Origin of the sequence: Cellulomonas palmilytica (genome assembly GCF_021590045.1) — a bacterium.
GTDB lineage: Bacteria > Actinomycetota > Actinomycetes > Actinomycetales > Cellulomonadaceae > Cellulomonas > Cellulomonas palmilytica.
Window position 1 is genome coordinate 1,724,524 of sequence record NZ_CP062221.1, and the last position, 22,750, is coordinate 1,747,273.

Genomic DNA, 22,750 nt, shown 5'->3' on the forward strand with positions numbered 1-22,750 from the left:
AGGGAACAGCCGGTTGGTTGTTGTCTCGGGGCGATGCCCGAGCCGGCGCCCTTGTGTGGGGTGTCGTGCTGGGGGGTGGCCTTCGGGTCGTCACGGGTTCACGTACCACGCCAGCTCTTCGGGGTCGGTGTCGGCGGGGCCGGGTGTGGCGGGTCGGTCGTTGCTTGAGAACTGCACAGTGGACGCGAGCATCTTTGTAAAGTCTTTGTGGTCAAGTTTATAAGGGCACAGGGTGGATGCCTTGGCACTAGGAGCCGAAGAAGGACGTTGTAGCCTGCGATAAGCCTCGGGGAGTTGGCAAACGAACCGTGATCCGAGGATCTCCGAATGGGGAAACCCCGCCGCAGTCATGTGCGGTGACCCACACCTGAATATATAGGGTGTGTGGAGGGAACGCCGGGAAGTGAAACATCTCAGTACCGGCAGGAAGAGATATTCCGTGAGTAGTGGCGAGCGAAAGCGGATCAGGCCAAACCGATCGCGTGTTCAAGCCGGCAGGCGTTGCGCGTTCGGGGTTGTGGGACCTTTCAGTCAGGACTGCCGTCCTGGCAGGGAGTCAGAAAGTCGCGTCATAGTCGAAGGGCATTGAAAGGCCCGGCACAGAGGGTGGTACCCCCGTAGACGAAATGGCGTGGCCTCCCGAGAGGGATCCCAAGTAGCTCCGGGCCCGAGAAACCTGGAGTGAATCTGCACAGACCACTGTGTAAGCCTAAATACTACCTAGTGACCGATAGCGGACAAGTACCGTGAGGGAAAGGTGAAAAGTACCCCGGGAGGGGAGTGAAATAGTACCTGAAACCGTGTGCCTACAATCCGTCGGAGCCTCCCTAGCAGGGGTGACGGCGTGCCTTTTGAAGAATGAGCCTGCGAGTTAGTGGTACGTGGCGAGGTTAACCCGTGTGGGGAAGCCGTAGCGAAAGCGAGTCCGAACAGGGCGTTTGAGTCGCGTGCTCTAGACCCGAAGCGAAGTGATCTAGCCATGGGCAGGTTGAAGCGCGGGTAAGACCGCGTGGAGGACCGAACCCACCTGGGTTGAAAACCGGGGGGATGACCTGTGGTTAGGGGTGAAAGGCCAATCAAACTTCGTGATAGCTGGTTCTCCCCGAAATGCATTTAGGTGCAGCGTCACGCGTTTCTTGCCGGAGGTAGAGCTACTGGATAGCCGATGGGCCCCACCAGGTTACTGACGTTAGCCAAACTCCGAATGCCGGTAAGCCAGAGCGTGGCAGTGAGACTGCGGGGGATAAGCTCCGTAGTCGAGAGGGAAACAGCCCAGACCACCAGCTAAGGCCCCTAAGCGTGTGCTAAGTGGGAAAGGATGTGGAGTTGCACAGACAACCAGGAGGTTGGCTTAGAAGCAGCCACCCTTGAAAGAGTGCGTAATAGCTCACTGGTCAAGTGATTCCGCGCCGACAATGTAGCGGGGCTCAAGCACACCGCCGAAGCTGTGGCATTCACACTTTCGACAAGCCTTCGTGGTTCAGTCGTGTGGATGGGTAGGGGAGCGTCGTGTGGCGGGTGAAGCAGCGGGGTAACCCAGTTGTGGACGCCACACGAGTGAGAATGCAGGCATGAGTAGCGAATGACGGGTGAGAAACCCGTCCGCCGAATGACCAAGGGTTCCAGGGCCAGGCTAATCCGCCCTGGGTAAGTCGGGACCTAAGGCGAGGCCGACAGGCGTAGTCGATGGACAACGGGTTGATATTCCCGTACCGGCGAAGGACCGCCCATACCGAGCCCGGTGATGCTGACCGTCCGAGCCGACGCACCGCACCTTCGGGTGCACCGCGTCGGGGAGCACGGGACCCGAACCGGTAGTAGGTAAGCGTATTAACAGGGGTGACGCAGGAAGGTAGCCAAGCGTGGCGATGGTTGTCCACGTCCAAGGTCGTAGGGCGAGGTGTAGGCAAATCCGCACCTCATGAAGCCTGAGAGCTGACGGTGACCGCGATAGCGGGAATCTGGTGATCCTATGCTGCCTAGAAAAGCCTCGACGCGAGGTCCTAGCCGCCCGTACCCCAAACCGACTCAGGTGGTCAGGTAGAGAATACCAAGGCGATCGAGCGAATCGTGGTTAAGGAACTCGGCAAAATGCCCCCGTAACTTCGGGAGAAGGGGGGCCTGAAGCGTGAACCGACTTGCTCGGGGAGCGTGGAGGGCCGCAGAGACCAGGGAGAAGCGACTGTTTACTAAAAACACAGGTCCGTGCGAAGTCGCAAGACGATGTATACGGACTGACGCCTGCCCGGTGCTGGAAGGTTAAGAGGACGGGTCAGCCGCAAGGCGAAGCTCAGAATTTAAGCCCCAGTAAACGGCGGTGGTAACTATAACCATCCTAAGGTAGCGAAATTCCTTGTCGGGTAAGTTCCGACCTGCACGAATGGCGTAACGACTTCTCCGCTGTCTCAACCGCGAACTCGGCGAAATTGCACTACGAGTAAAGATGCTCGTTACGCGCAGCAGGACGGAAAGACCCCGGGACCTTTACTATAGCTTGGTATTGGTGTTCGGTGCGGCTTGTGTAGGATAGGTGGGAGACTGTGAAGCCGGCACGCCAGTGTCGGTGGAGTCATCGTTGAAATACCACTCTGGTCGCTCTGGATATCTAACCTCGGTCCGTGATCCGGACCAGGGACAGTGCCTGGTGGGTAGTTTAACTGGGGCGGTTGCCTCCTAAAATGTAACGGAGGCGCTCAAAGGTTCCCTCAGCCTGGTTGGCAATCAGGTGGCGAGTGCAAGTGCACAAGGGAGCTTGACTGTGAGACAGACATGTCGAGCAGGGACGAAAGTCGGAACTAGTGATCCGGCGGTGGCTTGTGGAAGCGCCGTCGCTCAACGGATAAAAGGTACCCCGGGGATAACAGGCTGATCTTGCCCAAGAGTCCATATCGACGGCATGGTTTGGCACCTCGATGTCGGCTCGTCGCATCCTGGGGCTGGAGTAGGTCCCAAGGGTTGGGCTGTTCGCCCATTAAAGCGGTACGCGAGCTGGGTTTAGAACGTCGTGAGACAGTTCGGTCCCTATCCGCTGCGCGCGCAGGAAACTTGAGAAGGGCTGTCCCTAGTACGAGAGGACCGGGACGGACGAACCTCTGGTGTGCCAGTTGTTCCGCCAGGAGCACGGCTGGTTGGCTACGTTCGGAAGGGATAACCGCTGAAAGCATCTAAGCGGGAAGCCTGCTTCAAGATGAGGTTTCCACGCCCTCAGGGGCGAGAGGCTCCCAGCTAGAACACTGGGTCGATAGGCCGGATGTGGAAGGCAGGACTAACGACTGCCGCAGCTGACCGGTACTAATCAGCCGACAACTTCACCACAACTTACTTGCTACGCGTCCACTGTGCGGTTCCCGAGAAACGAACGACACCCGTTCGACCACGGTCGAACCGGTTCCCGTTCACAACTCGACAAAGTTACGGCGGTCATAGCGAAGGGGAAACGCCCGGTCCCATTCCGAACCCGGAAGCTAAGCCCTTCAGCGCCGATGGTACTGCACTCGCCAGGGTGTGGGAGAGTAGGACGCCGCCGGACACCATTCAGAAGAAGCCACCCCACACGGGGTGGCTTCTTCTGTTTCCCGCAAGTTCCCGCTGCTGTTGGTACGGGTCGTTGTCGACGGTGTCGTTCGGGAACACTGGTGCCATGACGGTGACGGTGCGTGAGGCCTCGCCTGCCGACCGCGCGCTCGTCGGCCGGCTCCTCGACCTGTGCCTGCACGAGTTCTCCGAGTTCGACGGGCTGGACATCGGCTGGGATGGCTCGTACGCGTACCCGTGGCTCGAGGCCTACTGGGTCGATCACGACCGCCAGGCGTACGTCTTCGACGTCGAGGGGCACCCTGCGGGCTTCGCTCTCGTCCGCCTGACCAAGCCCGTCGAGCTCGCCGAGTTCTTCGTCCTGCGCAAGTACCGGCGGCAGGGTGTGGGGACCGACGCCGCGGGCCAGGTGATCGCCAGGCATCCTGGTCGCTGGGTCATCTCCCAGGCGGGCGCGAACGCGAGGGCCACGGCGTTCTGGCGCAGGGCGGTCCCGAGTCCGTTCGTCGAGCGTCGCGAGGCGGACGGCCGGGTCGTGAGGACGTTCGAGACGGTCTCGTAGGGCCGGGCGGCGCCGGCGCGGTCGCAGCTCGGGGCCGCGCCCGGTTCTCGGGTGCTCGGCGTCGTCGCGGTGTGTCCTGGCCCTCTAGATCGGACGGGTGACGCGCCGGTGCGGCGCCGTCCCCCGTTCGGACTGTGCACGATCACAGGATCGTAACGATGGGCTGCATTCGGCTGGACGGGTCTTTCGGTCACGTGGTTGCCGTGCTTGAGTTGTGCACGTTCACAGGCGGTGACCGTGCACAGCGATGTGCCGGGGCGATACGACGGAGTGTCATGACCTTTGCGAGCTGGCCCACGGGCAGCGCGATCTCGTTCGGCGGCGACTACAACCCCGAGCAGTGGTCGCGTGACGTGTGGCGCGAGGACATGGCCCTCATGCGCGAGGCGGGCGTCAACCTGGTGAGCGTCGGGATCTTCTCCTGGGGCCTCCTCGAGGTCGCCGAGGGCGAGTTCGACTTCTCGTGGCTCGACGAGGTGCTCGACCTGCTGCACGCGAACGGCATCGCGGTCGACCTCGGGACGCCCACGGCGTCACCGCCGGCGTGGTTCTTCGCGGCCTACCCTCAGGCGCGCGTCGTCGCCAAGGACGGCCAGGTGCTCGGGTTCGGCTCGCGCGGCATGGCGTCGCCGAGCTCGCCGGAGTACCGGGCGGCGGCGGTGCGGGTCGCGTCGGCTCTCGCCGAGCGGTACGCGCAGCACCCGGCGGTCGTCATGTGGCACGTGCACAACGAGTACGGCGCGCCGGTCGGCGAGGACTTCTCCGACTACGCCGTGGCCGCGTTCCGCGAGTGGCTGCGCGAGCGGTACGGGTCGCTCGACGCGCTCAACGCGGCGTGGGGCACGGCGTTCTGGGGCCAGCACTACACGGACTGGGCGCACGTCGCTGCGCCGCGCGCGACCCCGAGCGTCGCGAACCCCGCGCAGAAGCTGGACTTCGCGCGGTTCTGCGACCACCAGCTGCGGGCCTGCTACGTCGCCGAGCGCGACGCGATCCGGGCCCACGCGTCGCAGCCGATCACGACCAACTTCATGGCGAACGAGTGCCCCACGACGGACCTGTTCGCGTGGGCGCGCGAGGTCGACGTCGTCTCCAACGACCACTACCTCACCGCGGCCGACGAGCGGAACCACGTGGGCCTCGCGCTGGCCGCGGACCTCACGCGGTCGGTCGCGGGCGGCGCGCCGTGGATCCTCATGGAGCACTCCACGTCGGCGGTCAACTGGCAGCCGCGCAACGTGGCGAAGCGGGCGGGGGAGATGGCGCGTAACTCGCTGTCGCACGTCGCGCGTGGTGCCGACGGGGTCCTGTTCTTCCAGTGGCGGGCCTCGCGCTCGGGCGCGGAGAAGTTCCACTCGGCGATGCTCCCGCACGCCGGCACGTCGTCGCGCGTGTGGCGCGAGGTCGTCGAGCTCGGCGACGCGCTGCGGACGCTCGCGCCGCTGCGGGGTTCGCGCGTGCGGGCTCAGGCCGCGATCCTGTGGGACGCCGAGTCGTTCTGGGCGCAGGACCTCGAGTGGCGGCCCTCGGTCGACGTCCAGCACAAGGAGCGCGTGCGCGCGTATTACGAGCGGCTGTGGCGCGACGGCATCACCGTGGACTTCGTCCACCCGTCGCAGGACCTGTCGGGCTACCGTCTCGTCGTCGCGCCCGCGTCGTACCTGCTGCGGCAGGCGGACGCCGACAACCTCACGGGCTACGTCGAGGCCGGCGGGACGCTGCTCGTCTCGTTCTTCTCGGCGATCGTCGACGAGCACGACGCCGTGCACCCGGGCGGGTTCGCCGCGCCGCTGCGCGACGCGCTCGGCGTCGTCGTCGAGGAGTTCCTCCCGATGCGCGCGGGCGACACCGCGACGCTCCGCTGGGCGCCGCAGGGCGCGGAGCCGGTCGCACTGACCGCGGACGTGTGGCAGGACGACCTCGTGCTGCACGGTGCCGACGCCGTCGCGACCTACGTCGACGGCCCGGCCGCGGGCGGACCCGCGATCACGCGCCACGTCCACGGTGCCGGTAAGGGCTGGTACGTGTCGACCCGTCTCGGCGTCGACGAGCTCGCGCCGGTCCTCGCCGCGGTCTACGCGGACGCGGGCCTGACACCCGCCGGGCTGCCCCTCGACGTCGAGGTGGTCACCCGGCACGGCGAGGGCGAGGACTTCGTCGTCGCCATCAACCACACCGCGGACGAGGTCAAGGTCGACCTCGGTGCGGGCCAGGAGCTCCTCGGCGCCACTGCGGTCGCCGGGAACCTCGTCATCCCCGCCGGATCGGTCGCCGTGCTGCGCACGACGACCCCGCAGCACGGAGGTGATGGCCAGCCGTAGAGCCCCGGGCGCCCCGGGGCGTCCGTTGCAGTTCGGTTCACCACGTCGCAGCGTCGCGTCGCACTCCAGGGCAGCGCTGTGGCACCTACCGGAAGGACCCTCATGCGCAAGACCCTGTTCCGCACGGCGGCCGCACTCGCCGCCGTGACGATGCTGGCCGCCTGCAGCGGTGGCGGTGACACCCCGGCCGACCCGACGACGCCCGCGGCGCCCGAGACGAGCGCCGCCCCCGCCGGTGCGTCCGGCGCGTTGACCATCTGGGTCGACGAGAACCGCAAGCCCGCCGTGCAGGCCGCGGTCGACATCTACAACGAGACGAACCCCGACGTCGACGTCGAGCTCGTCGTGAAGAACTTCGAGGACATCCGCGCCGACTTCCTCGCCCAGGTCCCCACCGGTGAGGGCCCGGACATCACGATCGGTGCGCACGACTGGCTCGGCTCGTTCATCGTGAACGGCGTCGCCGAGCCCATCGACATGGGGGCGAAGGCCGCCGAGTTCGAGACGGTCGCCACGCAGGCGTTCACGTACGACGGCCAGATGTACGGCCTGCCGTACGCGCTCGAGTCGATCGCCGTCGTCCGCAACACCGCGCTCGTCGACTCCACGCCGGCGACCTGGGACGAGATGATCGCCAAGGGTAAGGAGGCGAAGACCAAGTACCCGTTCGTCATCAACACGAACGGCACGACGGGTGACGCCTACACGTACTACGGCCTGCAGACGTCGTTCGGCGCCCCCGTGTTCAAGCAGAACGCGGACGGCTCGTACACCAGCGAGATCGGCATGGGCGGCGACGCGGGGCTCGCGTACGCGAAGTTCCTCGGCGAGAACGGCATGAAGGGCGCGGGGAACTTCAGCACCGACTGGACGTACGACGTCGCGAACCAGGAGTTCGCGGACGGCAACGCGCCGTACACGATCGCCGGCCCGTGGGCCATCGCGACGTTCACGGGTGCGGGCATCGACGTCGCGGTCGACCCGATCCCGTCCGCCGGTGGCCAGCCCGCCGCCCCGTTCGTCGGGGTCCAGGGCTTCTACCTCTCGTCGCAGAGCGACAGCAAGCTCATCGCGAACGACTTCCTCGTGAACTACGTCGCGACGGCGAACGTCATCAAGGCGCTCTACGACGCGGACCCGCGCCTCCCGGCGATGACCTCGGTCGCGGACCAGGTCGCGTCCGACCCGATCGTCGCGGGCTTCCTGGCCTCCGCGAAGCAGGGCGCCCCGATGCCGTCGATCCCGGAGATGGGCGACGTCTGGGAGTACTGGAACGCGGCCGAGTCCTCGATCATCTCGGGCTCGGCCGAGCCCGAGGCCGCGTGGAACAAGATGCTGGCCGACCTCGAGGCGAAGCTCGGCTGACGGACCGGGTCGGCGGCGAGGCCTGAGGCGTAGCCCTCGCCGCCGACCCTTCCTCTCCTGACCCCTCCCTCCCCCCGGAGAAGACATGTCGACCCAGCAGTCGTTCAACGCCGTCGTCGCCGGCGACAGCCCGCCGCCCCCGCGGCGAGCCCGCGAGTCCCACGCACGGTCCTGGGACGGGCTCGGCGTCGGGTTCCTCGCGAAGCTCGGCCTCATGGCCGTCATCAACGCGCTCGGCCTCGCCGCGATCTGGTCCGCGTTCGTGGGCGGCGCCTGGGTCCTGCTCGGCGCGATGGTGGTCCTGCTCGTCGTCGCGGACTGGATCTACTTCACCAAGCGGCAGGTGCCGCTGAAGTACCTGTTCCCGGGCCTGGCGTTCCTCGCGGTGTTCCAGCTGTTCACCATCGGCTACACCGGCTACGTCGCCCTCACCAACTACGGCACCGGCCACAACGTGAGCCAGGAGCAGGCGGTCGACGCCCTGCTCAGCCAGAACGAGAAGAAGGTCCCCGACTCGCCGAGCTTCCCGCTGACGATCGTCCGGCAGGACGGCGAGCTCGGCTTCGCGATCGTGCAGGGCGGCGCCGCGAAGGTCGGCACGGCCGACCAGCCGCTCGAGCTCGCCCCCGACGCGACGATCAGCGACACCGTGGTGACCGCGGTCCCCGGGTGGGAGGTCGTCCCCAAGAACCAGGTCCTGTCCGACGCCGCGCTCGCCGACGAGGTGCTCGCGCTGCGCGTCCCGCTGTCCGACGACGCCGCGGACGGCTCGCTGCGGACCGGCGACGCGACCATCGGCGCCGTGTACCGCTCGGTCCTGACGTACGACGCCGCGGCGCAGACCATGACGAACACCGAGACGGGCGTCGTCTACCACGCGACCGACCAGGGCCAGTTCGTCGCCGACGACGGCAGCGCGCTCCCCGTCGGGTGGAAGGTGTTCGTCGGGCTGGAGAACTTCGGCAAGGCGTTCACCGACGACACGTACGCGGGCCCGCTGGTCAAGATCATCGCCTGGACGTTCGTGTTCGCGATCGCGAGCGTCGTCGTGAGCTTCTTCTTCGGCCTCGTGCTCGCCCTGATCTACAACGACCCGCGCGTGCGCGGCCGGGCGGTGCTGCGGACGCTGTTCATCCTCCCGTACGCGTTCCCCGCGTTCCTGTCCGCGCTGCTCTGGCGCGGCATGCTCAACGCCAACCCGGACTACGGGATCATCAACCAGCTGTTCTTCTTCGGTGCCCGCGTCGAGTGGCTCGACGACCCGACGCTCGCCAAGGTCTCGCTGGTCCTGGTGAACCTGTGGCTGAGCTACCCGTACTGGTTCCTGGTCTGCACGGGGGCGCTGCAGTCGCTCCCCGACGACGTGCAGGAGGCCGCGCGGATCGACGGTGCCGGCCGCTGGCGCACGTTCCGGTCGATCACGCTGCCGCTGCTGCTGGTCTCGACCGCGCCGCTGCTGATCGCGTCGTTCGCGTTCAACTTCAACAACTTCACGCTGATCTACATGCTCACGGGCGGTGGGCCGCGGTTCACCGACACGTCCGCGACGCTCGGTCACACCGACATCCTGATCTCGATGGTCTACCAGATCTCCGGGGTCTCGGGAGGCCGGGCCGACTACGGCCTCGCGAGCGCCCTGTCGCTCATCATCTTCGTCGTGATCGGCGTGATCTCGACGCTGATGTTCCGACGCACGCGCCAGCTCGAGGAGGTCAACTGATGAGCACCGTCCACGTCACGTCCCCGGTGATGGCGCGCAACGCCCAGCTGCGTGCGCGCGGCCGGCGCCGCCGGTGGCTCACCGAGGTGAGCTGGAAGTACCTGCTCGCGGTGGTCGTCGTGGTGTACGCGGCGTTCCCGCTGGTGTACGTGCTGTCCGCGTCGCTCGCCTCGGGCGGGACGCTCACGGGCTCGACCCAGCTGTTCCGGTCGGTCTCGGGGGAGAACTACCAGGCCCTCGACGCGACGCGGTTCTGGGACTGGGCCGGCAACAGCCTGCTCGTCGCCACGGTCACCGCGATCGGGTCGGTGCTCATGGGTGCCGCGGCCGCGTACGCGTTCTCGCGGTTCCGGTTCACCGGGCGCCGCACCGGGCTGACCACGCTGCTCATCATCCAGATGTTCCCGCAGATGCTCGCGTTCGTCGCGATCTTCCTGCTGCTGCTGTCGCTCGGCGAGATCGTCCCGGTGCTCGGCCTCAACAGCAAGCTCGCCCTGATCGCGGTGTACCTGGGCGGCGCGCTCGGCTCGAACACGCTGCTGCTGTACGGCTTCTTCAACAGCGTGCCGCGCGAGCTCGACGAGGCAGCCAAGATCGACGGCGCGTCGCACTCGCAGATCTACTGGACGATCATCCTGCGCCTCGTGACCCCGATCCTCGCGGTCGTCGGCCTGCTGTCGTTCATCACCGCGTTCGGCGAGTTCATCCTGGCCCGCGTCATCCTCACCTCCGAGAGCAACTGGACGCTCGCGGTGGGGATGTACGGGTGGGTGTCCGACCAGCTCAACGCCAACTGGGGCCTGTTCGCGGCGGGTGCCGTGCTCGCGGCGCTCCCGATCCTCGTGCTCTTCCTCGTCCTGCAGAAGTACATCGTCGGCGGCCTGACCGCCGGCTCCGTGAAGGGCTGACGAGCTCCCGGTCCCGCCGTCCGCCGCACGCCCCCTGATGTGCGGGCGGCGGGGCCGGGTTCCACCGGCGACGACGACGTCGTCGCCCACCACGCAGCGCGGTACGCCTCGCGTCGGCCGTTCCCCTCGTCGGACGACGCCCGCGGTGATGCAGTGCGCCGTCGCCCGTCGGGGACGGCCGTCCGACCGAAGACGATCGAACGAAGGGACACTCCCCGTGTCTGCACCGCTGAATGCACGATCTCGCCGGTGGGCCGCGTTCGCGGCCGCCGGCTCGCTCCTGGTCCTGTCCCCGCCGCTCGTCGCGGCCGCCGCCGACGGCCCGGTCCCCGCCGGCGTCGTCGTCGAGCCGGTTGCCGGCCTGCCCGCCGACTTCGCGACCGGGGTCGACGTCTCGTCGGTCCTGTCGCTCGAGGAGAGCGGCGTGGTGTTCCGTGACGCGTCCGGGCAGCCCGCCGACATCTTCACGACGCTCGCCGCCGCGGGCGTGACGGACGTGCGCGTGCGCGTCTGGAACGACCCGTACGACGCGCAGGGCCACGGCTACGGCGGCGGCACGGTCGACGTCGAGCGCGCGGTCGAGATCGGTGAGCGGGCGACCGCCGCCGGCATGGGCGTGCTCGTCGACTTCCACTACTCCGACTTCTGGGCGGACCCCGGCAAGCAGTCCGCGCCGAAGGCCTGGGAAGGCTTCACCGTCGAGCAGAAGGCCGACGCGATCGAGGACTTCACGGCCGCGAGCCTGCAGCAGTTCGAGGACGCGGGCGTCGACGTGCGCATGGTCCAGGTCGGCAACGAGACCACCAACGGCATGTCCGGCGTCTGGCTCGCGGACAACGACTGGGACTGGGGCGAGGTCGCGCAGCTGTTCGACGCGGGCAGCAGCGCCGTGCGCGAGGTGCTGCCCGACGCGCTCGTCGCGCTGCACTTCACGAACCCCGAGAAGGCCGGCTCGTACGCGTGGATCGCGGACGAGCTCGCCGAGCACGAGGTGGACTACGACGTGTTCGCGTCGTCGTACTACCCGTTCTGGCACGGCACGCTCGCGAACCTGACGGACGTCCTGTCCGGCATCGCGACGGAGCACGGCAAGCAGGTCATGGTCGCCGAGACGTCCTGGGCGTACACGCTCGAGGACGGTGACGGGCACGCGAACACCGTGCGCCCGGGCCAGAACGACGCGAACCCGCGCTACCCGTTCAGCCCGCAGGGCCAGGCGACCGCGTTCCGCGACGTGGTCGCGGCGGTCCACGCGGTCGGCGACGCGGGCATCGGCGTCTACTACTGGGAGCCGGCGTGGCTGCCGGTCGGCACCCCCACGCAGGACAACGCGTCGCTGTGGGAGCGGGACGGCTCCGGTTGGGCGTCGAGCTTCGCGGGGGAGTACGAGGACGACGCCGCGCAGTGGCACGGCGGCTCCGCGGTCGACAACCAGGCGCTGTTCGACTTCGACGGTGTCCCGCTCGCGTCGCTCGGCGTGTTCGACTACGTGCGCACCGGCTCGACCGCCCCGCGTGCGGCGTCGTCCGTCGAGACCGCGACGGTCACCGTCGACCAGGGCGACGAGCTCGCGCTGCCGGCGACGGTGCGCGTGCACTACAACGACGGTGACAGCGCGGACGTCGCGGTCACGTGGAGCGACTCGGCCGACTGGATCAGCGTCCCCGGCCGCTACACGGTCTCGGGCGTGACCGCCGACGGCGACGCGGCGACCGCGTCCGTGACGGTCGTGGCCGTCTCGTCGGGCGTCAACTTCGTCGCGAACCCGAGCTTCGAGACGTGGGGCTGGCCCGAGTGGGCGCTCACCGACTCCGGCACGGACGTCAAGATCGAGTGGAAGGACTCCGGCGACCCGTACGACGGCTTCTACGCCGTCAACCTGTGGTCCGGTGCGGACCACGCCGGGTCCGTCACGCAGGAGGTCACGGGCCTCGCGCCGGGCACGTACGTGCTGTCGGCGACGACCCAGGGCGACGGCGAGGCCACCGACGACACGTTCGAGCTGGTCGCGACGACCGCCGAGGGCACGGTGTCCGCGCCGTTCTCGCTCGACGGCTGGAAGGTCTGGAACACCCCGTCGGTCGAGGTCGAGGTCGGCGAGCCCGGCACGGTCACGGTCGGCGCTCGGTGGGACCTGCAGGGCGGCGCATGGGCGTGGCTCGACGCGTTCTCCCTCACGGCGAAGGTCGAGCCGTCCGACACGGCCGAGCTGGTCGCCGCGCTCGACGAGGCGGGCGACGTGCTGCGCGCCCGCCACACGCCGGCGACGGTCGCGGCGCTGGACCGCGCGGTCGAGATCGGCCGGGTCGTCCTCGCCGGAGGTGACCTCGCCCCCCAGGACGACGTCGACGAGGCCGCCGCGCTGGTGCGCGACGCGATCGCCGCGCTCGTCGTCTCGCCGGACGCGCAGCCGACGGTCACGGCGACGCTCACGTCGGCGTCCGTCCCGCTGGGCACGCGCGGCGAGGTCACCGTGCGCGTCGCGGCGGGCACGACGCCGCGCCCGACGGGCGACGTGACGGTCACGGTCGGCGGCAGCACGGTCACCGGCACCATCCGGCCCGGGCACGACGGCGAGATCACCCTGGCGCTGCCCGCGCTCGCGGTCGGCACCCACCCGGTGACGGTCGCCTACGGCGGCGACGTGCGCGTGGTGCCGGGCACGGCGTCCGCGGGGTCGCTCAAGGTCGTCAAGCTCACCCCGGTCGTCACCGGCACGCTCCGTGCGAAGACGATCACGGCGGGCCAGCAGCCGACGGTCGACGTCGTCGTCGACGCCGGCTCGGTGACGGCCACGGGCCAGGTCCGGGTCTCGATCGGCAGCTACAGCAAGAGCGTCACGCTCACGGCGGCGAGCAAGGGCAAGGCGTCGGTCACGGCGCCGCGCCTCGCCGTCGGGTCCCACGCGGTCAAGGTCCAGTACCTGGGCGACGCCAAGGTGTCCGCGCGGACGGTCTCGGCCGGCACGCTCAAGGTCACGAAGGTGACGCCGAAGGTCGCGCTCTCGCTCGCGAGCAGCACGGTGAAGAAGGGCGCCCCGATCGTGCTGACCGTCAAGGTCACGTCGGCGGGCGTCAAGCCCACCGGCACGGTGCGCGTGACGATCGACGGGAAGTCGCGTGTCGTGTCCCTGCCGTCGAACGGCTCGGGCGTCGTCACGGTCACGCTCGCGGGCCGCGCCGCCGGCTCGTACGCGATCGAGGCGCGCTACGCGGGCACCGACAAGATCGCCGCCGCGACCGGGAAGGTGACGGTCCGCGTGCGATGACGCACCGGTGACGCACGACGAAGGGCGGTGACCGCGTGGTCACCGCCCTTCGTCGTCCTGCGAGGGAGGACGCCGCGCGGCCGCCCCCGGACCGCCTCAGTGCTCGCCGGGCTGCAGGAGGATCGCGCCGTACGGCGGCAGGCTCACGAGCGCCGAGTACGGGCGGCCGTGGTGCGGGTCCGGCAGCGCCTCGACCGTGCCGAGGTTCCCGACGCCCGAGCCGCCGTACTCGTGCGCGTCGGTGTTGAACACCTCGCGCCAGCTGCCGCCTGCGGGCAGCGCGAGCCGGTAGTGCTCGTGCGGCGCGCCCGCGAAGTTCACGACGACGACCACCGGCGGCGTGCCGTCGTGACCCTTGCGGAGGTAGGCGAGCACGTTGTGGTCGGCGTCGTCCGAGTCGATCCACTCGAACCCGTCGGGCGTGTGGTCGAGCTGCCACAGCGCGGGCGTCGCCTTGTACAGCGCGTTGAGGTCCTTGAGCATGCGGTGCACGCCCGCGCGCAGCGGGTCGTCGAGCGCCCACCAGTCCAGCGAGTGCGACTCGGTCCACTCGTCGGCCTGCGCGAACTCCTGGCCCATGAACAGCAGCTGCTTGCCGGGGTGCGTCCACTGGTAGGCGTACAGCGAGCGCACGCCCGCGCACTTCTGCCAGTGGTCGCCCGGCATCCGCCCGTACACCGACCCCTTGCCGTGCACGACCTCGTCGTGCGAGATCGGCAGGACGTACTGCTCGGAGAACGCGTACACCAGCGAGAACGTGATCTCGCCGTGGTGGTAGCGGCGGTGGACCGGCTCCTCCTTGAGGTACCGCAGCGTGTCGTTCATCCAGCCCATGTTCCACTTCAGCCCGAAGCCCAGGCCGTTGTGGTCGGTGGGGGCGGTCACGCCCGGCCACGCGGTCGACTCCTCGGCGATCATCATCGTGCCGGGTGCGCGGCGGTACGCGGTCGCGTTCGTCTCCTGCAGGAACGCGATCGCCTCGAGGTTCTCGCGGCCCCCGTGGCGGTTGGGGCGCCACTGGCCGGGCTGGCGCGAGTAGTCCAGGTAGAGCATCGACGCGACCGCGTCGACGCGCAGCGCGTCCACGTGGAACTCGGTCAGCCAGAACACGGCGTTCGCCACGAGGAAGTTGCGCACCTCGTTGCGGCCGTAGTTGAAGATGTACGTCCCCCAGTCGGGGTGCTCGCCGAGCAGCGGGTCCGGGTGCTCGTACAGCGGCGTGCCGTCGAACCGCGCGAGGGCCCACTCGTCCTTGGGGAAGTGGCCGGGGACCCAGTCGACGATCACGCCGATGCCCGCGCGGTGCAGCGTGTCGATCAGGTAGCGCAGGTCGTCGGGGTGCCCGAACCGCGACGTCGCGGCGTAGTACCCGGTGACCTGGTAGCCCCACGACGGCGCGTACGGGTGCTCGGCCACGGGCAGGAGCTCGACGTGCGTGAAGCCCGTCTCGAGCACGTACTCGGTGAGCTGGTGCGCGAGGTCGCGGTACGACAGGCCCGCGCGCCACGAGCCGAGGTGCACCTCGTACACCGACAGCGGGCCCGAGTGCGGGTCGGTCTGCGCGCGGCGCGCCATCCACTCGTCGTCGCCCCACGTGTAGGCGGACTCGACGACGACCGACGCCGTCGCGGGCGGTACCTCCGTGCCCTGCGCCATCGGGTCGGCCTTCTGCCGCCACGAGCCGTCGGGCGTGAGGATCTCGTACTTGTAGCGCGCGCCCGCCGTCACGCCCGGCACGAACAGCTCCCACACACCCGAGTCGCCGAGCGAGCGCATCGCGTGCGCGGCGCCCTGCCAGTAGTTGAAGTCGCCCACCACGCGCACGGCGCGCGCGTTGGGCGCCCAGACCGCGAACGACGTGCCGTGCACCTCGCCGAGCGCGCTCGGGTACGTGCGCACGTGCGCGCCGAGCACGTCCCACAGCTCCTCGTGCCGGCCCTCGCGGATGAGGTGCCGGTCGAGCTCCTGCACGGTCGGCAGGAACCGGTACGGGTCGTCGACGAGCGTCGCGGTCCCGTCGTACGTGACCTCGAGGCGGTAGTCCGGCACCTCCTCGACCGGCAGGACCGCGACCCAGATGCCGTCCTGCTCGTGCCGCGCGGGCACGCGCGTCTCGCCGGTGATGACGACGACCGACTCCGCGAGGGGGCGCAACGTGCGGATCGTGACACCGCCGCCGCCCGGGTGCGGGCCGAGGACACCGTGCGGGTCGTACCAGGTGCCGTTCGCGACCGCGTGCAGCGTGTCGGGGGCGGCGGGGACCGGGGTGGGGGCGGTCGCGCTCATGCGCCTAGCCAACCACCCCGGCCGCGAGTGCGCAGGTGTACCTCGCCGCGTGACCTGCTCGGACGTGCCCGAACCGCGCGGACGGCCGCTCAGTCCGGGGCGGACGCGGTGCTGCCGCGGGACACGAGCCGCGGCAGGGGAGCGGTGTAGGAGCGCACCGGGCCGTCGGCCAGCACGTTGAGGACGCAGTCGGCGACCTGCATGCCCATCGCGTGCACGTCGAGGCTCATCGCGGACAGCGGGGGGTGCGCGAGGCGGCACAGCGCCGAGTCGTCCCACGCGAGCAGGGAGAGCCGCTCGGGCACCGGGACGCCCATCTCGCCGGCGACGTGCAGGCCGGCGATGGCCATCACGTCGTTGTCGTACACGATCGCCGACGGCGGCGTGCCGCGGCCGAGCAGCGAGCGCGTCGCGCGGGTGCCCGACTCCTCGAGGTAGTCGCCCTCGACGACCACGCCCTGCACGCCGAGCCGCTCGCACTCCGCGACGAACGCGTCGGTGCGCGCCTGCGTGTGCGCGAGCGTCGCCGGGCCGGACACGCGCGCGAGGCGCTTGTGCCCGAGCGCGGCGAGATGCGCGACCGCGTCGCGCATCGCGCGCGCGTTGTCGATCCAGACGTTCGAGAACGGCAGGTCGCGCGTGGGGCCGCCGACGACGACCGTGGGGATGCCGAGCTCGGTGAGCACGTCGAGGCGCTGGTCGACGAGCGCGACGTTCACGACGACGACCGCGTCGACCCCGCCCGACGCCCAGCGGCGGTACGCGGCGATCTCCGCCTCGTGGTCCGGCACGACGTGCAGCAGCAGCGACCGGCCCTCGGTGGACAACCGCTCCTCGATGCCCGAGATGAGCTCGGCGAAGAACGGCTCGATCCCGAGCAGGCGCACCGGTCGCGCCAGCACGAGCCCCACGGCGTCCGTGTGCGTCACGGGCGAGAGCCTAGCGGCGGGCACGCCCCAGACCGCCTCCTACCCGGACGGCCGGGACCACGACGTCGTTGGCGCTGCGCAGCACGGGCGGCGAGGTCAGGGCGTCGAGGTCGAGCACCGCACCGGTGCGCACGCGGAACGTGACGCTCGTGCCCGCGGGGAGGTCGACGAGCGCGTCGTCGACCGTCGCGTCCGGGTCGAGGCGGTCGACGAGCAGCGTCACGTCGCGCGCGAGCGCGTGCGCCGTGACCGTCACGGCGTACCCGCCGGGGACGGGGGTCGCGCTCGCGGTCAGCGGGTCCGGGTCGAGGTCGAGGTCGACGTCCTCGGCGAACAGGTGCACCGCGGCGGCGTCGTCGAGCCGCACGACGAGCGCCTCGCTCGCCGCGTCCAGCGGTCGCGCGACGTCGTCGGGCAGCGCCACGACGCGCACCTCGCGCGGCGGCACGTCCACCGCGAGCCGCGCGGACGCACGCTCGTCGCCGTCGAACGTCTGCCGCGACACCGCCAGGTGCCCGTGCCACGCGTCCGCGGTGTCGTTGACGACCGCGACCACGGGCGCACCGTCGCGCTCCTGCACCGTGAGCAGGCGCGGCGCGTTCGCGTGCCGCAGCGCCCACCACAGCGGCTTGACGCGCTCGTCGCCGTCCACCGCTGCCCACGACGTCACGGGCCAGCAGTCGTTGAGCTGCCACACGACCGACCCGGCGGTGCGCGGCCACCACGAGCGGTGGTGCGTCGTGGCGTACGCGACCGCGCGCGCCTGGTTGAGCTGCGTCGCCCAGTGCCAGTCCGTGAAGTCCTCGGGCACGCCGAGGTGCGGTGCGAGCCCGCGGTCGAGCTTGCCGTTGCCGTCCTCGGCCTTCTGGTGCGCCAGAAACGTCGGGTGCTCCTTGTCGACGACGAGCGCGCCCTGCTCGTCGCGGACCGCGCGGGTCAGCGTCGACCACGTGGGCGGGCCCTGGAACCCGAACTCGGAGCAGAACCGCGGCACGTCGTCGCGGTAGTGCGTGTAGTCGACGCGGTTCCACACCTCCCACTGGTGGTGGGTGCCGTGGGCCGGGTCGTCGGGGTGCACCTCGTCGGGCGCGAACCCGGGGGAGTACGGGCTGTTGTCGGCGTACGGGCGGCTCGGGTCGAGCTCCGCGACGACCGCGGGGAACAGCTCCGTGGCGTACCGGTGGCCCCACGTGCGGCCGTCGAGCTCGTCCTTCCAGCCCCAGTCCTCGTGGCCCCACACGTTCTCGTTGCCGCCGTTCCACAGCACGAGGCTCGCGTGCGACGCGAGCCGCACGACGTTCTCGCGCGCCTCCGCCTCGATCTCCTCGAGCAGCGGGGACTCCTCCGGGTACGCCGCGCACGCGAGCAGGAAGTCCTGCCAGACGAGCACGCCGCGCTCGTCGCACACGTCGTAGAGGTCGTCGGACTCGTAGATGCCGCCGCCCCACACCCGCAGCAGGTTGAGGTGCGCGCCGAGCGCCTGGTCGACGCGACGCTCGAGGCGCTCGCGGGTGATCCGGGTGAGCAGGTGGTCGTCGGGGATCCAGTTGGCGCCGCGGACGAACACCGGTCGGCCGTTCACGACGAACGTGAACCGCGTGCCGTGCTCGTCGCGGCTGCGGTCGACGCGCACGTCGCGGAAGCCGAGCCGCCGGTGCCAGCGGCCGAGGTCGTCGTGGCCCGCCGCCGCGAGCGTCACGGTCGCGTCGACGAGCGGCTGGTCGCCGTGGCCGACGGGCCACCACACGGGCGCGTCGGGGACCTCGACGACGAGCGTCGCCGCGTCCTCGTCGGGCGCGAGCGACGCGACCGCGACGACGCCCGCGACCTGCGCGCGGACCGTGAGCGGGGCGTCACCGCCGGGCAGGCCCGAGCGCTCCACGGTGACGTGCAGCTCCGCGCGGCCCGTGCCGTCGGCGCCCAGCGTGACGACGGGGCGCACCTGCGCGAGCCGCGCGACGCGCCACCGCTCGACGCGCACCGGGCGCCACAGCCCCGCGGTCTGCAGGTCGGGTCCCCAGTCCCAGCCGAACGAGCACGCCATCTTGCGCACCATGTTGAACGGCTGCGGGTACGCGAGCGGGCGGTGCCCCAGGCGGGCCTCCTCGGCCTCGGCGTGGTGCAGGGCCGAGGCGAGGTCGACCCGCAGCGTCGTGCCGGCGCGGCCGACCAGCGCGCGCACGTCGAACCGGTAGGAGCGGTGCTGGTTGGCGGTGCGGCCGAGCACGTGGGCGTCGCCCGCGACGACGAGCGAGGTCGTCGCGACCGTGTCGATGCCGTCGAACGCGAGGTCGACGCGCTCGTCGTGCGCGGCCGCGGGCTCGTCGAGCGGGCGCTCGTAGCGCCAGTCGACGTGCCGCATCCACGCGAGCGCCTCCTCGTTCCGGTCGAGGTACGGGTCCGGGATCAGGCCCGCGTCGAGCAGCGCCGTGTGGCTGGTGCCGGGGACGGCGGCGGGGACGCCCGCGGCCAGGGCGGCCGCCAGCGCCGGGTCGAGGTCGCCGGGCGTGCCCGCCGTGGCGGTCAGCAGCCAGCCGTCGGCGAGGTCGGTGAAGGTCATGAGTGTGCTCCGGGTGGTACGCGGTGAGCGGGTCCAGGTCTCGTCGTCGCGGGCTACTTGGTCGCTCCTGAGGTGAAGCCGTTGTAGATGAACCGCTGCAGGAACAGGAACAGGACGAGGATCGGCACGATCGTGATGACGACGCCCGCGCTGATGACCTCCCACTGCGAGCCGAACGGCCCCTTGAACGCGAACAGCGCTGTGGAGATGGGCCGCTTCTCCGGGTCGGTGATGTACAGGAACGGCAGGAAGAACTCGTTGTAGATGCCGATCCCCTTGATGATCACGACCGTCGCGATCGCGGGCTTGAGGTTGGGCAGGATGATCCGGAAGAAGATCCGCAGGTGCCCGGCGCCGTCGATCGTCGCGGCCTCGTCGAGCGAGCGCGGGATGCTGCGCACGAACTGCAGGAAGATGTAGATCGAGATGATGTCCGTGCCCATGAACAGCAGGATCAGCGCGGCCTGGCTGTCGTAGAGACCCAGCCAGTTGATGATCTGGAACGTCGCGACCTGCGTGGTGACGCCCGGGACGAGCGTCGCGAGCAGGAACAGGTTGAGCACGCCGCGGCGCCCGACGAACCGGAACCGGTCGAGCGCGTACGCGGTCGCCGCACCGATGAGGATCGTGCCCGCGATGGCCACCGTGAAGATGAGCACCGTGTTGACGAAGCCGCGCGCCATACCGCCACGGGTGAACGCCGTGACGTAGTTGGAGACGTTCGTCCAGCTCTCGGGTGCCGTGAACGGGCCGGTGGACAGGAACTCCTGGTTGGTCTTGAAGGAGCCCATGACGATGAGCACGATCGGCAGGATCATCACGAGCGACGCGACCACCAGGGACACGTACTTCACGGTGCTCGCCAGGCCGGCGGTCAGGGTGCGGGTCATGTCAGGTCCACCTCGTCGTCGGGGAGCACCTTGCGCTGGACCCAGGTGACGATCAGCACCACGACCAGCAGGACCACCGCCATCGCGGAGGCGAGGCCGACCATGTTGCGGTTGAACGCCATCCAGACCGTGCGCATGACGAACGTCTCGGTGCCGTTGCCGCCGTCCGTCATGACCTTCGGGATCTCGAACACCGACAGGGAGCCGGAGATCGCGAGGATCAGGGAGAGCCCGACGATCGGGCGGATGGACGGCAGGATGATGTACCGGAACTCGTGCCAGCGGCTCGCGCCGTCGATCTCGGCGGCCTCGTAGATCTCCGAGCTGATCGACTGGATCGCGCCCAGGAACATCACGAAGTTCAGCCCCATGTAGCGCCAGACCGAGACGCTCGCGAGCGTCGCGTTCGCGATGTCCGGGTCACCCGTCCACTGCTGGACGAGCGACTCGAGCCCGAGCGACATGAGCACGGTGTCGAGCCCGCCCTCGGGGCGCAGGAAGTTGAGGAAGATCAGGCCGATCGCGACGCCGTTGATGAGGTACGGGAAGAACAGGATGCCCTTCCACAGGTTCTTGAACCGGATCCTGAACGACAGGATCGTCGCGAAGTACAGCGCGATCACCATCTGCACGAACGACGCCACGAAGTAGTACAGGGACACGTAGAACACGTGCAGGTTCTCCGGGTCGGTGAAGACCTCGGTGTAGTTCTCGAACCCGACGAGGTTCTTCGTCTTGTCCAGGCCGTCCCAGTCGGTGAACGAGTACCAGAACATGTTCACGACGGGGACGTACGTGAGCAGCACCAGCAGCGCCACCGGCACGAGCAGGAACAGGTAGGGGACGATCCGGCGGCGCCAGCGGGGTCCGGCCGCGCCCCCCGGGGAGGAGGTCCCGGGGGCGCGGCCGGTCGGGGCGGCCGCCGTCGTCGGGCGCCGCACGCCCGTCTCGGCGGTGGTCATCCGCTTCCTCAGGCGCCGGCCTCCGCGCGGCCGTCGGCCCACGCGGCGTTGAGGTCGTCGAAGATCTCCTGCTTGGTGCGCGCACCGGAGCGGGCGTCGTCGACGATCTTCTGGCGGTACTTCGGGTCGGTCGTCACGATGCCGGACGCGGTGTCGATGTCCGCGAACAGCGACTCCTTGCCCGCGGGCGCGGGGTTCAGCGTGATGAGCTCGACCTCGTCGACGAAGCCCTGCAGCGCGGCCGGCACCTCGCCGTCGATCAGCGGCGACAGACCGACCTGCGACTCCGAGAACCCGGACTCGTGGTTGAACCAGTCGATCCACGCGCGCGCGGTGACCTTGTTCTTCGAGTGCACGTTGATGCCGAGGTTGTAGTCACCGCCGGCGACCGCGTGGAACGTGCCGTCGACCTGCGCGGGGAACGGCATGTAGCCGATGTCGTCCGCGCTGGCGCCCGCGGCCTCCGCGGCCGCCTGCATCTGCGGGATCGCCCACGAGCCGAGGACCATCGTGGCGATCTCGCCCGTGCCGAGCAGCTGCTTGGACTGCTCCCAGTTGGTGGTCGTCGGGTCCGCCTCCGTGAGGCCCTTCGCGACGACGTCGTAGATCAGCCCGTCGATGACGCCCGAGTCGGAGTCCTCGGTCCACGGCGTGTCGGTCGCCGTCATCTCGTTGACGTAGTCCGGGTTCGCGGTGACGGCGCCGCGCGCGCCGTTCCACTGGGTCAGCGGCCAGCTGTCCTTGTAGTTGGTGTAGAGCGGGGCGACCTTGATGCCCGCGTCCTTGATCGCCTGCAGGTCGGTCAGGAACTCCTCGGGTGTCGTCGGGAAGTCCGTGACGCCCGCGGCCTCCCAGACCTTCGTGTTGTAGACGATGCCCTGCACGTTGCCGACCACGGGGATGCCGTAGGACTTGCCCTCGAACGTCTTGTCCGTGATCCAGCGGTACTCCTTCGCCATCTCGTCGTAGTCGCCGAGGGGCTCGAAGAAGTCGCCGAGCTGGTCGGGGGTCACCGAGCCGGGGATCGCGAGCACGTCGCCGTAGTTGTCGGTGTTCATGCGCGTCTTCACCTCGCCCTCGTAGTCGGTGATGCCCTCGATCTTCACGTCGGTGACGTCGGGGTACGTCGCCTTGAACTGCGCGACGTACTCGTCGAACGTGCCGTCCTCGACGAGGTCCGTGCGCCAGGTGAGCACCGTGATGGCGCCCGAGGGCGTCGCGTCGGCGTCGGGCGTCGAGTCGGCGGGCGGGTCGTCGGAGGCCCCGGAGCACGCGGCGGTCAGGGCCAGGACCGCGCTCGCCGCGGTGAGGCCCATCGCGAGGCCCAGCGGTCGGCGGCGTCGGTGGTGAGGGAACATCGGTGATCCTCTCGTCGTCCCGGCACCTCGCCGTGCCGGCCGTGGGGGGTGGGCGTCGTCGCCCAAACGGGATCTTCCGACCCCGTC

General features: G+C 69.4%; 12 protein-coding genes and 2 rRNA genes. 8 read left to right on the forward strand and 6 right to left on the reverse strand.

What is annotated here, in order from left to right; all coding sequences use genetic code 11:
- The first annotated feature begins 209 nt into the window (after positions 1-209).
- The 8 genes from F1D97_RS07965 to F1D97_RS17490 all read left to right on the forward strand — a co-directional run bounded on the left by F1D97_RS07965 (position 210) and on the right by F1D97_RS17490 (position 13,678).
- Positions 210-3,315 (forward strand): 23S ribosomal RNA (locus tag F1D97_RS07965).
- 97 nt (positions 3,316-3,412) lie between these two features.
- Positions 3,413-3,529: ribosomal RNA gene (gene rrf, locus F1D97_RS07970) — 5S ribosomal RNA — on the forward strand.
- A gap of 111 nt (positions 3,530-3,640) precedes the next feature.
- Positions 3,641-4,096 carry a GNAT family N-acetyltransferase gene (locus F1D97_RS07975; protein ID WP_236123293.1) on the forward strand — a complete coding sequence of 152 codons (456 nt, stop codon included), beginning with the start codon at positions 3,641-3,643 and terminating at the stop codon, positions 4,094-4,096.
- Between the two features lie 275 nt (positions 4,097-4,371).
- Entirely contained in the window at positions 4,372-6,417 is a 2,046-nt protein-coding gene (locus F1D97_RS07980) for a beta-galactosidase (protein WP_236123294.1), read from the forward strand.
- A 102-nt stretch (positions 6,418-6,519) separates the two neighbouring features.
- Positions 6,520-7,782 carry a sugar ABC transporter substrate-binding protein gene (locus F1D97_RS07985; protein WP_236123295.1) on the forward strand — a complete coding sequence of 421 codons (1,263 nt, stop codon included), beginning with the start codon at positions 6,520-6,522 and terminating at the stop codon, positions 7,780-7,782.
- Positions 7,783-7,867: 85 nt separating this feature from the next.
- On the forward strand, positions 7,868-9,502 hold the full coding sequence (locus F1D97_RS07990; protein ID WP_236123296.1) for an ABC transporter permease subunit: 1,635 nt from the start codon (positions 7,868-7,870) through the stop codon (positions 9,500-9,502).
- Positions 9,502-10,410: a sugar ABC transporter permease gene (locus F1D97_RS07995; RefSeq protein ID WP_236123297.1), complete on the forward strand. Its 909-nt coding sequence runs from the start codon at positions 9,502-9,504 to the stop codon at positions 10,408-10,410. Before F1D97_RS07990 ends, F1D97_RS07995 begins: the two co-directional genes overlap by 1 nt.
- Before the next feature lie 217 nt (positions 10,411-10,627).
- Positions 10,628-13,678 (forward strand): glycosyl hydrolase 53 family protein, encoded by a 3,051-nt coding sequence (locus F1D97_RS17490; protein WP_317618974.1) that lies wholly within the window; start codon positions 10,628-10,630, stop codon positions 13,676-13,678.
- A gap of 96 nt (positions 13,679-13,774) precedes the next feature.
- Here the strand turns inward: F1D97_RS17490 and glgB are convergent, their stop codons facing one another.
- The 6 genes from glgB to F1D97_RS08035 all read right to left on the reverse strand — a co-directional run bounded on the left by glgB (position 13,775) and on the right by F1D97_RS08035 (position 22,663).
- Positions 13,775-15,964: a 1,4-alpha-glucan branching protein GlgB gene (glgB, locus tag F1D97_RS08010; protein WP_236123298.1), complete on the reverse strand. Its 2,190-nt coding sequence runs from the start codon at positions 15,962-15,964 to the stop codon at positions 13,775-13,777.
- A gap of 89 nt (positions 15,965-16,053) precedes the next feature.
- Positions 16,054-16,893: a LacI family DNA-binding transcriptional regulator gene (locus tag F1D97_RS08015; protein WP_236123299.1), complete on the reverse strand. Its 840-nt coding sequence runs from the start codon at positions 16,891-16,893 to the stop codon at positions 16,054-16,056.
- A 10-nt stretch (positions 16,894-16,903) separates the two neighbouring features.
- Complete coding sequence (locus F1D97_RS08020) at positions 16,904-19,453, reverse strand: glycoside hydrolase family 2 protein (protein ID WP_236123300.1); 2,550 nt, start codon at positions 19,451-19,453, stop codon at positions 16,904-16,906.
- Between the two features lie 53 nt (positions 19,454-19,506).
- Complete coding sequence (locus F1D97_RS08025; protein WP_236123301.1) at positions 19,507-20,343, reverse strand: carbohydrate ABC transporter permease; 837 nt, start codon at positions 20,341-20,343, stop codon at positions 19,507-19,509.
- On the reverse strand, positions 20,340-21,305 hold the full coding sequence (locus tag F1D97_RS08030; protein ID WP_236123302.1) for a carbohydrate ABC transporter permease: 966 nt from the start codon (positions 21,303-21,305) through the stop codon (positions 20,340-20,342). Before F1D97_RS08030 ends, F1D97_RS08025 begins: the two co-directional genes overlap by 4 nt.
- A gap of 8 nt (positions 21,306-21,313) precedes the next feature.
- Entirely contained in the window at positions 21,314-22,663 is a 1,350-nt protein-coding gene (locus tag F1D97_RS08035) for an ABC transporter substrate-binding protein (RefSeq protein WP_236123303.1), read from the reverse strand.
- Between the last annotated feature and the right edge of the window lie 87 nt (positions 22,664-22,750).

Excerpts from the sequence above, each read along its gene's own strand:
- F1D97_RS07975 (WP_236123293.1), top strand. The coding sequence starts at position 3,641 with ATGACGGTGACGGTGCGTGAGGCCTCGCCTGCCGACCGCGCGCTCGTC.
- F1D97_RS07980 (WP_236123294.1), top strand. The coding sequence starts at position 4,372 with ATGACCTTTGCGAGCTGGCCCACGGGCAGCGCGATCTCGTTCGGCGGC.
- F1D97_RS07985 (WP_236123295.1), top strand. The coding sequence starts at position 6,520 with ATGCGCAAGACCCTGTTCCGCACGGCGGCCGCACTCGCCGCCGTGACG.
- F1D97_RS07990 (WP_236123296.1), top strand. The coding sequence starts at position 7,868 with ATGTCGACCCAGCAGTCGTTCAACGCCGTCGTCGCCGGCGACAGCCCG.
- F1D97_RS07995 (WP_236123297.1), top strand. The coding sequence starts at position 9,502 with ATGAGCACCGTCCACGTCACGTCCCCGGTGATGGCGCGCAACGCCCAG.
- glgB (WP_236123298.1), bottom strand. The coding sequence starts at position 15,964 with ATGAGCGCGACCGCCCCCACCCCGGTCCCCGCCGCCCCCGACACGCTG.
- F1D97_RS08020 (WP_236123300.1), bottom strand. The coding sequence starts at position 19,453 with ATGACCTTCACCGACCTCGCCGACGGCTGGCTGCTGACCGCCACGGCG.
- F1D97_RS08025 (WP_236123301.1), bottom strand. The coding sequence starts at position 20,343 with ATGACCCGCACCCTGACCGCCGGCCTGGCGAGCACCGTGAAGTACGTG.
- F1D97_RS08030 (WP_236123302.1), bottom strand. The coding sequence starts at position 21,305 with ATGACCACCGCCGAGACGGGCGTGCGGCGCCCGACGACGGCGGCCGCC.
- F1D97_RS08035 (WP_236123303.1), bottom strand. The coding sequence starts at position 22,663 with ATGTTCCCTCACCACCGACGCCGCCGACCGCTGGGCCTCGCGATGGGC.